The sequence below is a fragment of the Mycobacterium sp. E735 genome, assembly GCF_001666955.1.
GTDB lineage: Bacteria > Actinomycetota > Actinomycetes > Mycobacteriales > Mycobacteriaceae > Mycobacterium.
Map to the genome: position 1 here is coordinate 32221 of NZ_LZIX01000229.1, position 13559 is coordinate 45779.

15 protein-coding genes are annotated in these 13559 nt (G+C 68.1%); 6 read left to right on the forward strand and 9 right to left on the reverse strand.

Annotation, left to right across the window (positions count from 1 at the left end; translation table 11 throughout):
- Nucleotides 1–10: 10 nt before the first annotated feature.
- From A5704_RS18650 to ctaD, 5 genes are all read right to left on the reverse strand, one after another.
- Nucleotides 11–775, reverse strand: coding sequence for an enoyl-CoA hydratase (locus tag A5704_RS18650; protein WP_156669996.1), 765 nt, complete (start codon nt 773–775; stop codon nt 11–13).
- Nucleotides 772–1605, reverse strand: coding sequence for an NUDIX hydrolase (locus A5704_RS18655; protein WP_067751202.1), 834 nt, complete (start codon nt 1603–1605; stop codon nt 772–774). The genes A5704_RS18650 and A5704_RS18655 overlap by 4 nt, the downstream gene beginning before the upstream one ends.
- A complete protein-coding gene (locus A5704_RS18660; protein ID WP_369807400.1) occupies nt 1602–2477 on the reverse strand; it encodes an ABC transporter ATP-binding protein in 876 nt (291 codons plus the stop codon). The genes A5704_RS18655 and A5704_RS18660 overlap by 4 nt, the downstream gene beginning before the upstream one ends.
- 162 nt (nt 2478–2639) lie before the next feature.
- Entirely contained in the window at nt 2640–3878 is a 1239-nt protein-coding gene (serB, locus tag A5704_RS18665; RefSeq protein WP_067751206.1) for a phosphoserine phosphatase SerB, read from the reverse strand.
- Between the two features lie 15 nt (nt 3879–3893).
- On the reverse strand, nt 3894–5654 hold the full coding sequence (gene ctaD, locus A5704_RS18670; RefSeq protein ID WP_067751283.1) for a cytochrome c oxidase subunit I: 1761 nt from the start codon (nt 5652–5654) through the stop codon (nt 3894–3896).
- Between the two features lie 204 nt (nt 5655–5858).
- On the opposite strand from ctaD, the gene A5704_RS18675 reads away from it, so the two are divergent.
- Nucleotides 5859–6935, forward strand: coding sequence for an iron-siderophore ABC transporter substrate-binding protein (locus tag A5704_RS18675; RefSeq protein ID WP_197499118.1), 1077 nt, complete (start codon nt 5859–5861; stop codon nt 6933–6935).
- A gap of 78 nt (nt 6936–7013) precedes the next feature.
- Entirely contained in the window at nt 7014–8054 is a 1041-nt protein-coding gene (locus tag A5704_RS18680; protein ID WP_067751216.1) for an NAD(P)-dependent alcohol dehydrogenase, read from the forward strand.
- Here the strand turns inward: A5704_RS18680 and A5704_RS18685 are convergent.
- Nucleotides 8049–8486: a DUF3349 domain-containing protein gene (locus tag A5704_RS18685; protein ID WP_067751288.1), complete on the reverse strand. Its 438-nt coding sequence runs from the start codon at nt 8484–8486 to the stop codon at nt 8049–8051. The genes A5704_RS18680 and A5704_RS18685 overlap by 6 nt on opposite strands.
- Nucleotides 8487–8642: 156 nt before the next feature.
- Here A5704_RS18685 and A5704_RS18690 point away from each other — a divergent pair, with 156 nt between their 5' ends.
- Complete coding sequence (locus tag A5704_RS18690) at nt 8643–9221, forward strand: restriction endonuclease (protein WP_067890407.1); 579 nt, start codon at nt 8643–8645, stop codon at nt 9219–9221.
- A 58-nt stretch (nt 9222–9279) separates the two neighbouring features.
- Here A5704_RS18690 and nrdF read toward each other — a convergent pair whose 3' ends face one another.
- Nucleotides 9280–10254, reverse strand: a complete 975-nt coding sequence (nrdF, locus tag A5704_RS18695) for a class 1b ribonucleoside-diphosphate reductase subunit beta (RefSeq protein ID WP_197501105.1) — start codon at nt 10252–10254, stop codon at nt 9280–9282.
- A gap of 213 nt (nt 10255–10467) precedes the next feature.
- On the opposite strand from nrdF, the gene A5704_RS18700 reads away from it, so the two are divergent.
- Together A5704_RS18700 and A5704_RS18705 are read left to right on the forward strand one after the other, a co-directional pair.
- Nucleotides 10468–10911 (forward strand): SRPBCC family protein, encoded by a 444-nt coding sequence (locus A5704_RS18700; RefSeq protein ID WP_067756558.1) that lies wholly within the window; start codon nt 10468–10470, stop codon nt 10909–10911.
- Entirely contained in the window at nt 10898–11434 is a 537-nt protein-coding gene (locus tag A5704_RS18705; RefSeq protein WP_067756561.1) for a TetR/AcrR family transcriptional regulator, read from the forward strand. Before A5704_RS18700 ends, A5704_RS18705 begins: the two co-directional genes overlap by 14 nt.
- A gap of 1 nt (nt 11435) precedes the next feature.
- Here A5704_RS18705 and A5704_RS18710 read toward each other — a convergent pair whose 3' ends face one another.
- Nucleotides 11436–12008: a TetR/AcrR family transcriptional regulator gene (locus A5704_RS18710; protein ID WP_067756571.1), complete on the reverse strand. Its 573-nt coding sequence runs from the start codon at nt 12006–12008 to the stop codon at nt 11436–11438.
- Between the two features lie 103 nt (nt 12009–12111).
- Here A5704_RS18710 and A5704_RS18715 point away from each other — a divergent pair, with 103 nt between their 5' ends.
- Nucleotides 12112–13032 (forward strand): SDR family NAD(P)-dependent oxidoreductase, encoded by a 921-nt coding sequence (locus tag A5704_RS18715; protein WP_067756633.1) that lies wholly within the window; start codon nt 12112–12114, stop codon nt 13030–13032.
- 21 nt (nt 13033–13053) lie between these two features.
- On the opposite strand, the gene A5704_RS18720 is transcribed toward A5704_RS18715, so the two are convergent.
- A complete protein-coding gene (locus tag A5704_RS18720; protein WP_067756574.1) occupies nt 13054–13512 on the reverse strand; it encodes a universal stress protein in 459 nt (152 codons plus the stop codon).
- Nucleotides 13513–13559 lie beyond the last annotated feature (47 nt).

Sequence of the window (13559 nt, forward strand, 5' to 3'; positions counted from 1 at the left end):
GCAGGGCAGCCTAACGGGCCCCGGGTTCGGAGTCCTCGCCACCGGTCTGACCAGCGGCGAACACGTCGACGTAGCGTCGCCGCTCGGCGGCGACCCGGTCGGCCGGACCCAGCTCGAACACGTCGTTGATGCCCGCTTTCGCCGCGGCCAGCGCGTCTCGCGGGCCGTCGAGGAAGCGGCGAGCCCACCCCGCGGCGGCGTCGTAGACGTCATCGGGGGCCACCATCTCGTCGATCAGGCCCAGCGTCAGCGCCTCCTCGGCATCGAAGAACCGGCCGCTGAACACCAGCTCCTTGGCCCGGCTCGCCCCCGCCGCGCGGGTCAGGCGCGCCATGCCGTCGCCGCCCGGAATGAGGCCGGCCAGGATCTCGGTGGCGCCGAACTTCACGTTGTCGCCGCTGACGCGCCAATCCGCGGCCAGCGCCAGGGTGAGCCCGGCGCCCAGCGCGTAGCCCGTGATCGCGGCCACGGTCGGCTTGGGGATGGCCGCCACGGCGTCGATGGCCCGCTGCCGCGCCCGGGCCGCCGTCTCGGCCTCCGGCGCGCTCAGCGTCCGCAGCTCGGGCATGTCGTCGCCGGCGGAAAATATCTCGTGGCCGCCGAACAGGATTACGGCGGCCACGTCGTCACGCTCCCCCAGCTCGCCTGCCGCGGCCACGATCTCCCGGTAAACCTGGCGGGTCATGGCGTTCGTCGGCGGCCGCGACAGCAGCAGCATGGCCAGGCCGGCGTCCCGGGAGCCGTCGCTGACCACGGTGCTGACGAACTCGCTCAATGCCGCCATCCCATCCCGCCGGCCTCGCGCGCCTGGTGGTAGCGGTCGGAGTCGAAGAACTCGAACACCCAGTTGTCGCCCTGAATCTCCAGGTGCGGCTGCACCGTGACGATCTGCCGTTCGACCGCCAGCACTTCCGCGACGGTCCGGCCCGCCAGCGAATCCAGCTGGGTCCACGTCGGCGGCAGCAGGAAACAGCGCCCGGCGGAGAAGTCCTCGATGGCGGCCTGGGGCGTCGTCCAGCCGGCCCGATCGGATTCGGTGTTCTCGCCGTCGGCGCGCTGCCCGGCCGGCAGGGCCCCGACGAAGAAGTAGGTGTCGTACCGGCGGGTGCGCTCGGCTTCGGGGGTGACCCAGTTGGCCCACGGCCGCAGCAGGTCCGAGCGCAGCTCCAGGTTCTCGCGGCGCAGGAAGTCCGCGAACGACAGCGTCCCGTCGGCGAGTTCGCGGCGGGCGTCGGCGTACACCGAGGCGTCGCCCACGATCCCATCCGGGTCGCCCGCCGGCCCGGCGAACAGCACCCCCGACTCCTCGAAAGTCTCCCGGGCAGCGGCGCACACCAGCGCCTCGGCCAGGTCGGGTTCGATGCCGAAGCGCTCCGCCCACCACTGCGGCGGTGGGCCGGCCCAGGCGATATCGGCGTTGCGGTCGCGATCGTCGACGCCGCCGCCGGGGAACACCATCGTGCCCGCGGCGAACTCCATCTTGGCGTGGCGGCGCATCAGGAAGACGGCTAGCCCGGTTTCCAATCCGTCCGGATCGTCGCGGATCAGCATCACGGTCGCCGCCGGCCTCGGGACGAGCGGGGCCTCTTCGGTCGGTGACGTCATAGCGGCCTCCGGTGGGCTGCGCGGGAGCGGACGCGGCGGGCGAAATAGCGGCCGTCGGCGACGTCGAGCGCGATCGACTGGCCGAAGGCGGTGGACAGGTTCTCGGCGGTGAGCACGTCGGTCAGCAACCCGGCCGCGACCACCCTTCCCTCGGACAGCAGCATGCAGTGGCTGAAGCCGGGCGGGATCTCCTCGACGTGGTGGGTGACCAGCACCAGAGCCGGGGCCTCGGGATCGGCCGCCAGGTCGGCCAGCCGCGCCACCAGCTCCTCGCGGCCACCCAGGTCCAGCCCGGCGGCGGGTTCGTCGAGCAACAACAGCTCCGGGTCGGTCATCAGCGCGCGGGCGATCAATACCCGCTTGCGCTCGCCCTCAGACAATGTTCCGTAGCTACGGTCCGCGAGGTGCTCGGCGCCCAGGCTCTCCAGCATGTCGACGGCCCGGCGGTAGTCGACGTCCTCGTAACGCTCGCGCCACCGGCCCAGCACCGCGTAACCGGCTGAGACGACCAGGTCGCGCACTACCTCGTCGGTGGGCACTCGCTGCGCCAGGGCCGAGGAGCTGAGGCCGATCCGGGAGCGCAGCTCCGACACGTCCACCCGGCCCAGCCGCTCGCCGAGCACGAAGGCGACTCCCGACGACGGGTGCTCGGCCGCGGCCGCGATCCGCAGCAGCGACGTCTTGCCGGCCCCGTTGGGGCCCACGATGACCCAGCGCTCGTCGAGCTCGACCGCCCAATCCACCGGTCCGACGAGGCTGTGACCGCCGCGGCGCAGCGACACATTCCTGAAATCGATCAGCAGATCGGGGTCGGCTGCCTCGATCGTTTGGTCGGCTCCACCCTCGGATTCTTGCGAATCCTCGGATTTCACCTCCCGGCTTCCGTTTTCGGGCACTCGCTCATCGTGCCGTACCGCGGCCGTCCGACACCTGCCGGGTCGCCGCTCCGGCGGCCAGACGGAAAATCGCACGAAAGTGGCTGAGATCATGCGATTTTCTGACTGCTCGCGGCGACGCCGAGTTTGATGCGACCGCTACGCCTCGGGCGGGATCTCCACCCGGCGGACCTCGCCCGTCACCGCATCGGCGGCCTCGATTTCGCCGCGCGTCACGCCCAGCAGAAACAGCACCGTGTCAAGGTAGGGGTGGCTCAGCGAGGCGTCGGCCACCTCACGCAGTGCCGGCTTGGCGTTGAACGCCACACCCAGCCCGGCCGCGGCCAGCATGTCGATGTCGTTGGCGCCGTCGCCCACGGCTACCGTCTGCGCCATCGGCACCCCGGCCCGCTCCGCGAAGTCGCGCAACGCCGTAGCCTTGCCGGCGCGGTCGACGATCGGTCCGACGACCCGCCCGGTGAGCTTGCCGTCGACGATCTCCAGCTCGTTGGCGGCCACGTAGTCCAGCATCAGCTCCTCGGCCAACGGCTCGATGATCCCCCGGAAGCCACCGGAAACCACACCGCAGTGAAAACCCAAGCGCCGCAACGTCCGCAGCGTGGTCCGGGCGCCGGGCATCAGCTCCAGTTGCTCGGCGACCTCGTCGATCACGCTGGCGGGCAGGCCCGCCAGGGTTGCCACTCGCTGTTCGAGCGACTGCGCGAAGTCCAGCTCCCCCCGCATGGCCGCCTCGGTGATGGCGGCGACCTTGCCCTCGGCGCCCGCGCGGGCGGCCAGCATCTCGATGACCTCGCCCTGCACCAGCGTCGAGTCCACGTCGAACACGATCAGCCGCTTGGCCCGCCGCTCCAGGGTGTAATCCTCGACCGCCACGTCCACCCGCTCCTCGGCCGACACCTGGTTCAGCGTCGTCCGCAGCGCGGCGTCGGATCCCGGCGGCACCGAGACCCGCAGCTCGAGGCCGGTCACCGGGTAGTCGGAGACACCGCGGATGAGGTCGATGTTCACCCCCAGGCCGGCCACCGCCCGGGCCACCGCGCCGAACGCGCCGGCGGTGATGGGCCGGCCCAGCACGAAGATGGTGTGGGTCGAGGGGTCCCGGATGATCGGCACGTCGTCACTGCGCTCGATGCTGACGTCAAGGCCCACCCCGCGGATGGCCGACTCGACGTCACTGCGCAGGTCGGGGCCGTCGGCGACGTCGGCCGGACAGCACACCAGCACGCCCAGGGTCAGGCGATGCCGAATCACCACCTGTTCGACGTTGAGCAGCTCGACGCCGTGCCGGGAGAGCGCCTCAAACAGGGCCGACGTGACGCCCGGTTGATCCACTCCGGTGACGGTGATCAGCACCGACACCTTCGGTGGTGCATTCACCTGCGGCTACCGCCGCTACTGGTCAGGAGTCGAGCGATCGGCTTCGGTCCGCGGACCGAACCCCTTCGGGGATTCCAGCGCCGTGGCGTGGCGTCCCACGTGCGCCTCGGCGCGCAGCCGCTCCACCATGTGCGGGTAGTGCAGCTCGAAAGCCGGGCGCTCCGAACGGATTCGGGGCAACTCGGTGAAGTTGTGCCGAGGCGGCGGGCAGCTGGTCGCCCACTCCAGGGAGTTGCCGTAACCCCACGGGTCGTCGACGGTCACGACCTCGCCGTAGCGCCAGCTCTTGAAGACGTTCCAGACGAACGGGAACATCGACGCGCCCAGGATGAACGCACCGACCGTCGAGACGATGTTGTACGGCTGGAAGCCGTCCGAGGGCAGGTAGTCGGCGTAGCGACGCGGCATACCCATGTCACCCAGCCAGTGCTGCACCAGGAACGTGGTGTGGAAGCCGATGAACGTCAACCAGAAGTGCAGCTTGCCCAGCCGCTCGTCGAGCAGTCGGCCGGTCATCTTCGGGAACCAGAAGTAAACGCCGGCGAACGTGGCGAACACGATCGTGCCGAACAGCACGTAGTGGAAGTGCGCGACAACGAAGTAGGTGTCGGTGACGTGGAAGTCCAGCGGAGGGCTGGCCAGCATGACGCCGGTCAGGCCGCCCAGCAGGAAGGTCACCAGGAAGCCCACCGAGAACAGCATCGGGGTCTCGAAGGTGATCTGCCCCTTCCACATCGTGCCGATCCAGTTGAAGAACTTGATCCCGGTCGGCACCGCGATCAGATACGTCATGAACGAAAAGAACGGCAGCAGAACGGCTCCGGTGGCGAACATGTGGTGCGCCCACACCGCGACCGACAGCGCCGCGATCGAGAGCGTCGCGTAAACCAACGTGGTGTAGCCGAAGACGGGCTTGCGCGAGAACACCGGGATGATCTCGGTGATGATCCCGAAGAACGGCAGCGCGATGATGTACACCTCGGGATGGCCGAAGAACCAGAACAGGTGCTGCCACAGCAGGACCCCGCCGTTGGCCGCGTCGTAGACGTGGGCCCCCAGATGTCGATCGGCGGCCAGCCCGAACAGCGCGGCGGTCAGGATCGGGAACGCGATCAGGATCAGGATCGACGTCACCATGATGTTCCAGGTGAAGATCGGCATCCGGAACATCGTCATACCGGGCGCGCGCATGCACACCACGGTGGTGATCATGTTGACCGCGCCCAGGATGGTGCCCAGACCGGCGACGATCAGGCCGGTGATCCACAGGTCGCCGCCGGCGCCCGGAGAGTGGACGGCGTCGGAGAGCGGCGTGTAGGCCGTCCAGCCGAAGTCGGCCGCGCCACCGGGGACGATGAAGCCGGCCGACGCGGTCAGACCGCCGAAGAGGAAGAGCCAGAACGAGAAGGCGTTCAGCCGCGGGAACGCCACGTCGGGCGCGCCGATCTGCAGCGGCAGGACCAGGTTGGCGAACCCGAACACGACCGGCGTCGCATACAGCAGCAGCATGATCGTGCCGTGCATGGTGAACAGCTGGTTGTACTGCTCATTGGACAGGAACTGCAGCCCCGGAGCGGCCAGCTCGGTGCGCATCAACAGGGCCATCAGTCCGCCGATGAAGAAGAAGACGAAGCAGGTGACCGTGTACATGATGCCGATCATCTTGTGATCGGTGGTCGTGATCAGTTTGTAGACGAGGTTCCCTTTGGGACCGGTCCGGTCCGGGTACGGGCGAACGGCCTCGAGTTCTCCCAAGGGGGGCGCTTCGGCTGTCAACAGCTTCTCCAAACAGTTAGGACAGGGGCCCAAAAAACAGAGCTGACACGAATCTTAACCGTCGATCATGCCGACGTCAGGGCTGGTCCTACAAACTGTCGTAAACAGCTCGGCGGTGCGGCGTGTCGTTTCGGCCTGGCGGGCGCGGAGCCCGCGGATGTTAGCGTCTGACGCGTGCTTTTCGGCGTGACCAGAACCGCTTTCCTGCCGTCGGTCGCCGCGCTGGCGACGGCGGTCGCCGTCACGTGCGGCGGCTGCGGATCCGGCAAGCCCGCCACCTCGGCGACGACCCCCGCCCTGGTCACCCCCACCACGCAGATCGCCGGCGCCGGGGTGCTCGGCAACGACCGCCGGCCGGACGATTCGTGCGCGCGGGACGCCGCCGCGGCGGATCCCGGGCCGAAGACGCGACAGGCCCACAACGCGGCCGGCGTCACACCGGACGTGGTGCAGGTCCCGGCGGAGCCGCAGCGCATCGTGGTGCTCTCCGGCGACCAGCTGGACGCCCTGTGTGCGCTCGGCCTGCAGTCGCGGGTGGTCGCCGCCGCCCTGCCGGACGGCTCCCCGAGCCAGCCCGCCTACCTGGGCGCCGCGGTGCGCGGCGTGCCCGGCGTCGGGACCCGCAGCAATCCGGACCTCGCCGGGATCGCGGCACAACACCCCGACCTCATCCTGGGATCGCAGGGGTTGACGCCCAAGTTGTATCCGCAGCTCGCCGCGATCGCCCCCACGGTGTTCACCGCGGCGCCCGGCGCCGCGTGGCAGGACAACCTGCGTGGCGTGGGCGGCGCGACGTCGCGCGGCGGCGCGGTGGACGCGCTGCTCAACGGCTTTTCGCAGCGGGCGAGCGACATCGGCGCCAGGCATGACGCCTCCCATTTCCAGGCGTCCGTCGTGCAGCTGACCACCGACAAGATCCGCGTCTACGGCACCAACAACTTCCCGGCCAGCGTCCTCGGCGCGGTCGGGGTCGACCGGCCGGCCGCCCAACGGTTCACCGACAAGCCGTACATCGAGATCGGCGCCACCGATGACGACCTGGCCAAGAACCCGGACCTGTCCGCCGCCGACGCCGACGTCGTCTACGTGTCGTGTGCGTCACCGGCGGCCGCCCAGCGCGCCGCCACCGTGCTGGACAGCAATCCATGGCGCAAGCTGTCCGCCAATCACGACAACCGCGTCTACGTCGTCAACGACGAGGTCTGGCAGACCGGCGAGGGCCTGATCGCCGCCCGCGGCATCGTCGACGACCTGCGGCTGGTGAACGCCCCGATCAACTAGGGGCCACCGCCAAGTGGCCGCAAAATATTACCTTAGCTAAACTTCTTCAGGACGCATCGAAATCGAAGAGGGATAGCAATGAGCACTGTTTCGGCTTACGCCGCCGCGTCGGCAACCGAACCGTTGACCAAGACCACCATCACCCGCCGCGACCCCGGCCCGCACGACGTGGCGATAGACATCAAATTCGCCGGCATCTGCCACTCGGACATCCACACCGTCAGGGGCGAGTGGGGCGAGCCGCACTACCCGCTGGTCGTCGGCCACGAGATCGCCGGCGTAGTGACCGCCGTCGGCCCCGAAGTCACCAAGCACAAGGTCGGCGACCGCGTCGGCGTGGGCTGCATGGTGGGCTCGTGCCGCGAATGCCGCAGCTGCCGGGCCGGGCTCGAGCAGTACTGCGAACGGGGCATGATCGGCACCTACAACGCCATCGACCGGGACGGCACCGTCACGCAGGGCGGCTACAGCCAGGCGATCGTCGTCGACGAAAACTACGTCCTGCACATCCCCGACTCTCTGCCGCTGGACAAGGCGGCGCCGCTGCTGTGCGCCGGCATCACGCTGTTCTCGCCGCTGCGCCACTGGAAGGCCGGCGAGGGCACCCGGCTGGCGATCATCGGCCTGGGCGGGCTGGGACACATGGGCGTCAAACTGGGGGCCGCGATGGGCGCCCACGTGACCGTGTTGTCGCAGTCGCTGAAGAAGATGGAGGACGGGCTGCGCCTGGGCGCCAGCGAGTACTACGCCACCGCCGATCGCGAAACGTTCCGTAAGTTGCGCGGCAGCTTCGACCTGATCCTCAACACCGTCTCGGCCAACCTGAACCTGGCCGACTATCTGAAGCTGCTCGGCGTCGACGGCACCCTCGTCGAACTCGGCATCCCCGAACACCCCATGGAGGTGCCGGCGTTCGCACTCGCGTTGGCGCGCCGCAGCCTCTCCGGGTCGAACATCGGCGGGATCGCCGAAACCCAGGAGATGCTGGACTTCTGCGCCGAACACGATGTGACGCCCGAAATCGAGCTGATCGAGCCGGATTACATCAACGAGGCGTACGAGCGCGTGCTGGCGAGCGACGTTCGCTACCGCTTCGTCATCGACATCTCGAAGCTATGACGCGACCTCTGACGGCGTGCCGGGTGCGCAGTCACGGGCGATGACCTCGGCCGCCTCAGCGTGCTCGTCGTCGGGAACGACCTCGCTGACGTCGATGCCGGCCAGCGGCCATCCGGCGGCGGCCAACGTGGCGGCCACCCGGATGACATTTTCCTTGCCGGCGTCGAACTGCGTCATGTCCGAGATGAATTCGGCGATCTCGTCGCGATCGATCGGATGATCGATCGTCTCCGGTGACCCTTCCTTGGCGGTGATGTGGCGCACCACCTCGCGAATCTGGTCTTCGGTGAGCGGTGTGCTGCGGAGCAGGGCCATCAGTGGCACGCGGTCCGGGCCGGGAACGCCGTTCGGGTAGCCGACCTGCAGCCAGCGAATGACTGAACGGCAGAAGTGGTGGCGGTGATCCTTCTCAGCGGAGGCGGGTTTCGTCACCAGAACAGTGTCGGGCAGGGGCAGCACCGGCGCTAGCGAGCCGTCCCGGGATCCCCACTATTCACAAGCCGTTCATGGCCCGAACATCTGCACGTCGGGCACGGCGCCTGCGGTTCAAGACCAGGTTTTGTCGGCGGCCCTCCCTACGATCGAGTCGTGCTCACCGCACTCGTCGTGCTTCCACTCGCCTGCGGGCTGTTCGTCGGCGTGGTCGAGCACAGTCCCGGGATGGGGTTCCAGGCCTTCTACCTGATGGTGCTGCTCGAGGCGCTCGTCGGCTGGTCAACCAAGCGCCGATGGCCGCGCGGCGGGCGCGCCGACGCCACCCTGCGGGCGATCGACGCCATGGACGGCGTCGAGTTCGAGGGCTACGTGGCCGCCCGCCTGCGTCGGGCGGGCTGGCGGGTGACCTTGACCCCGCCGGTCGGGGACTACGGCGTCGACCTGATCGCCGAACAGGACGGCCACTCGGTGGCGGTCCAGTGCAAGCGCTACGGCAAATCGGTGGGTGTCGCGGCCGTCCAGCAGGTGGTTTCCGGCGCCCGCCACCATGGGTGCGCGCGGAGCATCGTGGTCAGCAATCAGGAATTCACCAGGGCCGCAAAGCAATTGGCGCACACCCATGGCTGCCAGCTGATCGGCCGCAAGGTTCTGCAGGCGTGGGTGCCGCCACCCGCGGGCAGCGCGAAGAACGTGGCGGGAAGAAAATCGGCCCAGCCGGTGTCTGAACAGTAGATCGGGCCGGCCCCAGTCCCTCCCCCCCGACGGTGCGGCCGGCCCGATTCTCAATCTTCTAGAAGTCCCAGTCCTCGTCCTCGGTGACGACGGCCTTGCCGATCACGTAGGACGAGCCCGACCCGGAGAAGAAGTCGTGGTTCTCGTCGGCGTTGGGCGACAGCGCCGACAGGATCGCCGGGTTCACGTCGGTCTCGTCCCGCGGGAACAACGCCTCGTAGCCCAGGTTCATCAGCGCCTTGTTGGCGTTGTAGCGCAGGAACTTCTTGACGTCCTCGGTCAGCCCCACCTCGTCGTAGAGGTCCTGGGTGTACTCAACCTCGTTGTCGTAGAGCTCGAACAGCAGCTCGTAGGTGTAGTCCTTGAGCTCGGCCCGCTTGGCCTCGTCGACCAGCGCCAGCCCACGCTGGTACTTGTAGCCGATGTAGTAGCCGTGCACGGCCTCGTCGCGGATGATCAGCCGGATCATGTCGGCGGTGTTGGTCAGCTTGGCCCGGCTCGACCAGTACATCGGCAGGTAGAAGCCGGAGTAGAACAGGAAGCTTTCGAGCAGCGTCGAGGCCACCTTGCGCTTGAGCGGCTCGTCGCCCTTGTAGTACTGCATGACGATCTCGGCCTTGCGCTGCAGGTTGGGGTTCTCCTCCGACCAGCGGAACGCGTCATCGATCTCGGCGGTCGAGCACAGCGTGGAAAAGATGTTGCTGTAGCTGCGGGCGTGCACCGACTCCATGAAGGCGATGTTGGTGTAGACGGCCTCCTCGTGCGGGGTCAGCGCGTCGGGGATGAGGCTGACCGCCCCGACGGTGCCCTGGATGGTGTCCAGCAGCGTCAACCCGGTGAACACCCGCATGGTCAGTTGCTTCTCGCCGGCCGTCAGCGTCGCCCACGACGGCAGGTCGTTGGACACCGGCACCTTCTCGGGCAACCAGAAGTTTCCGGTCAGCCGGTCCCAGACCTCGGCGTCCTTCTCGTCCTGCAGCCGGTTCCAGTTGATCGCCGAAACGCGGTCAATCAGCTTCATGTTTTCGGTCACCAGAACCCCACTTCACACGCCGTTTTGCCTGAGGGACGTCAGGCTCCAAACACTACCCCTGGGGTACGACAACGGGGTGGAACACAAGAAGTTGTGTTTTGCGTGTCGTGCCCGGGCGCCGCGTTCGATGTCACTTCCTCAAGTATTGCGCGATTGCCGGGCCATGCGAGGAGACGCTACCCAAGCGGCCGGTCTCGATGTACCATTTGGTACATGCTTACCGAAGACAGCATTGAGATCGACGCGCCACCGCAGCGGGTGTGGGATGTCTTCAGCGACGTCCAGCGCTGGCCCGAATGGACCGCCTCCGTGACGTCGCTGGTCGGCCGGGACGGGCCCGCGCTCGCAGTCGGCAGACGCTTCGCGATCAAGCAGCCCGGCATGGCGAAGCTGATCTGGAAGGTCACCGAGATCCACCCGGGCTCATCGTGGACGTGGGTCCAGCGCTCCCCCGGTGTGCTGGTGAGCGCCCGGCACGATGTCACCGCGCTGCCCGGCGGCCGCACCCTGGTACGTCAGCAACTGGATCAGCGCGGTGTGCTCGGCGCACTGGTCGGACGGCTGATGACCACCAAGACCAAGCGATTCCTCAAATTGGAGGCGCAAGGACTCAAGGCCCGGTCTGAGCAACTCAGCCGCGCCGATGGCGCGCACTGAAGATTCCGAACGGCGCCGGCAGCTGCTCGACGCACTCGTCACCGAGTTCGCGGCGGGCGGCGTGGGCGACCGATCGTTGCGGGACGTAGCCGCCGCGGTGGGCACCAGCCATCGAATGCTGCTGCACCACTTCGGGTCTCGCGAGGACATGCTGTTGGCTGTCGTCGAGGAAGTGGAGCGCCGCCAGATGGGCGCCCTGGCCGACCTACCCCGGACACCGGCCGAGGGCTTCGCCGCCATGTGGGCCGACGTCCGCCGACCCGAGCTTCGCCAAGCCGAACGCCTCTTCTTCGAGTGCTATGCCCGCGCCGCCCAGGGCGAAAGACCATTCGACCGAATGGTTCCCGGCGCGGTCGACGGGTGGCTCACGGAAATCGGGGCGCTGGACGGCGATTCGGACCCCGCGCTGGCCCGGCTCGGGCTCGCCGTGATCCGCGGCCTGCTGCTCGATCTCGCCGCCACCGACGACGACGCCGGCGTCGACGCCGCCGCGCAAGCTTTCGCCAGCCTGCTGCGCCGCTGAGCTACTCGGCTTTCGGCAGCACCGAGATGAGTGTGTCCACAAGCTCTTCGGCGTTGGTGTGCCACTTGTCCAAGTCCATGTGACCGCTCAAATCCAATCCCGTGATCCCGTGGGCACTGGTCAAGAGCAACGCCCCATAACGCCGGGCGTGCTCAGGACCCGTGATCCGGCCAATGATGTCGAGAAACAGATCCTGCGCGCGTTCGGCCACCCGCATCGCCTCCGTCGGATCTCCCGGCGGCGGGGTGAACATCAGCCGGTACAGATGCGGTCGCGCGCGGCCCAACTCGATCAGCGCGAGCAGACCCGAGCGCAGGGACTCCTCGGGCGGATCGTCGCTATCGACCAATGCCTGTAGCAAGTCACCCAATTCGCTCAGGGCGTCAGTGGCCAGGACCGCAAGCAGCGATTCCTTGTCGGCGAAGTGGCGATACGCCGCCGAGCGGGAAACCCCGGCCCGGGCGCCTACCTCGCGCAACGTGACGGCCTCGACGCCGCCGAGGTCGAGAAGCGCGCCGGCCGCCTCGAGCAGCGAGCGGCGCGTTGCCGCAGCCGTCTCCGCTCGTGTCGCCATCCGCCGAGCATAAGCGGAGACTTCAGTTGACACTGTCAACTGAACCAGTTAGGTTCAGTTGACAGTGTCAACTCAAAGGCTCGGATGCCGAATGGAGACCGTGATGACTTCCCCGCATTCCACCGACCGCAATCAGCTGATCGTCGTGACCGGCGCATCCACCGGCATGGGTGCCGCTACCGCGAGATTGTTGGCCCGCAATGGTTTTCATGTGCTCGCCGGTGTGCGTCGCGACGTCGACGCGGACGCGCTGCGGGCCGAGCGCATCGAACCGCACATCTTGGACATCACCGTCGAGTCGGACGTCGTCGCGATGGCCGATCGTGTCGCGAATGATCCACTGCGCCGCCCCCTTCGCGCGCTGGTCAACAACGCCGGGATCGCGATCAACGCGCCGGTCGAGACGCTGCCGATTGCGCAGTGGCGCAAGCAGTTCGAGGTCAACCTGTTCGGACACATCGCGATGACTCAGGCGCTGCTGCCGGCCCTGTTGGACGGCAAGGGCACCGTCGTGAACATAAGTTCCGTCGGCGGGAAGGTCGTCTTGCCGACGTACGGCGCATACGCCGGTTCGAAGTTCGCGCTCGAGGCGGTCAGCGACGCCCTGCGCCGCGAGGTCGGAGGTCTCGGGGTCAAGGTCGTCGTCGTCGAACCCGGCGCGGTCAAGACCGAAATGGCCGAGCGGGGAATCGCCACCGCGGAGGCCCTGATGGCCGACATGTCCCCTGCCCAGCTCGCACGCTACGACGCGCTCGCAGCGGCCGTCACCGCCCAAGCCCGATCGTTCGGCGAGGACGGCGTCCCGGCCGAACACGCCGCCGAGGTGATCGTGAAGGCGGCGACCGCGTCTCGCCCCCGGACCCGCTACACCATCGGGCGCGACGCCGCGATCCTCACGCGGGTCAGCCGTGTCGTGTCCGACCGGGTGCTGGATCGCATCGTGCGCCTTAGCCTTCGCTCATTCGCGAAGGGGTCGGAGTCAAGCGAACGGCGCAGCGCCGCAACCACCTCGGCCGGCGCCTAGCCGGTCGGACGGGTTCGCCGATCAGCCGGAGGTGTGGACGATCAGGACGTCGGTCTTGGCCCTGCGGGAGACTTCTGACGGGACCGATCCCAGTAGCCGCCCCGCGACGCTGCTGAGGCCGACGTTGCCGACAACCAGCAGGTCGGCATCGACCTCCTCGGCGAGCTGCACCAGCGCGTTGATGGGGGGACCGACGATGGCCCTCTCCTCCACGTTCTTGGCCCCGGCCTGGTGCGCCCGCTCCCTGGCGTTCTGCAAAATCGCGTAGAACGGGGCGTGTCCCAGCGTCCGGTAGTCCTGACCGTGGTCACTCCCCGGCGGGATGGCGTAGCGGCCGCGTTCCTCGGGAACCGGGAGATGCGCCGTCGCGACGATCAATGTCGCGCCGTGATCCGCGGCCGTCGCGGCGGCGCGCTCCACCGCACGGAGCGACGACTCCGAGCCATCGGTGCCGACCACAACGATCTGATAAGCGCACATTCCTCACTGAGTGTAGGCCCTGGACGCGCTCCCCGGCAGTCGTCGCG

Coding starts and splice junctions, on each gene's coding strand:
- A5704_RS18655 (WP_067751202.1), bottom strand. CDS start 1,605: ATGACGTCACCGACCGAAGAGGCCCCGCTCGTCCCGAGGCCGGCGGCG.
- A5704_RS18680 (WP_067751216.1), top strand. CDS start 7,014: ATGAGCACTGTTTCGGCTTACGCCGCCGCGTCGGCAACCGAACCGTTG.
- A5704_RS18700 (WP_067756558.1), top strand. CDS start 10,468: ATGCTTACCGAAGACAGCATTGAGATCGACGCGCCACCGCAGCGGGTG.
- A5704_RS18705 (WP_067756561.1), top strand. CDS start 10,898: ATGGCGCGCACTGAAGATTCCGAACGGCGCCGGCAGCTGCTCGACGCA.
- A5704_RS18710 (WP_067756571.1), bottom strand. CDS start 12,008: ATGGCGACACGAGCGGAGACGGCTGCGGCAACGCGCCGCTCGCTGCTC.
- A5704_RS18715 (WP_067756633.1), top strand. CDS start 12,112: ATGACTTCCCCGCATTCCACCGACCGCAATCAGCTGATCGTCGTGACC.
- A5704_RS18720 (WP_067756574.1), bottom strand. CDS start 13,512: ATGTGCGCTTATCAGATCGTTGTGGTCGGCACCGATGGCTCGGAGTCG.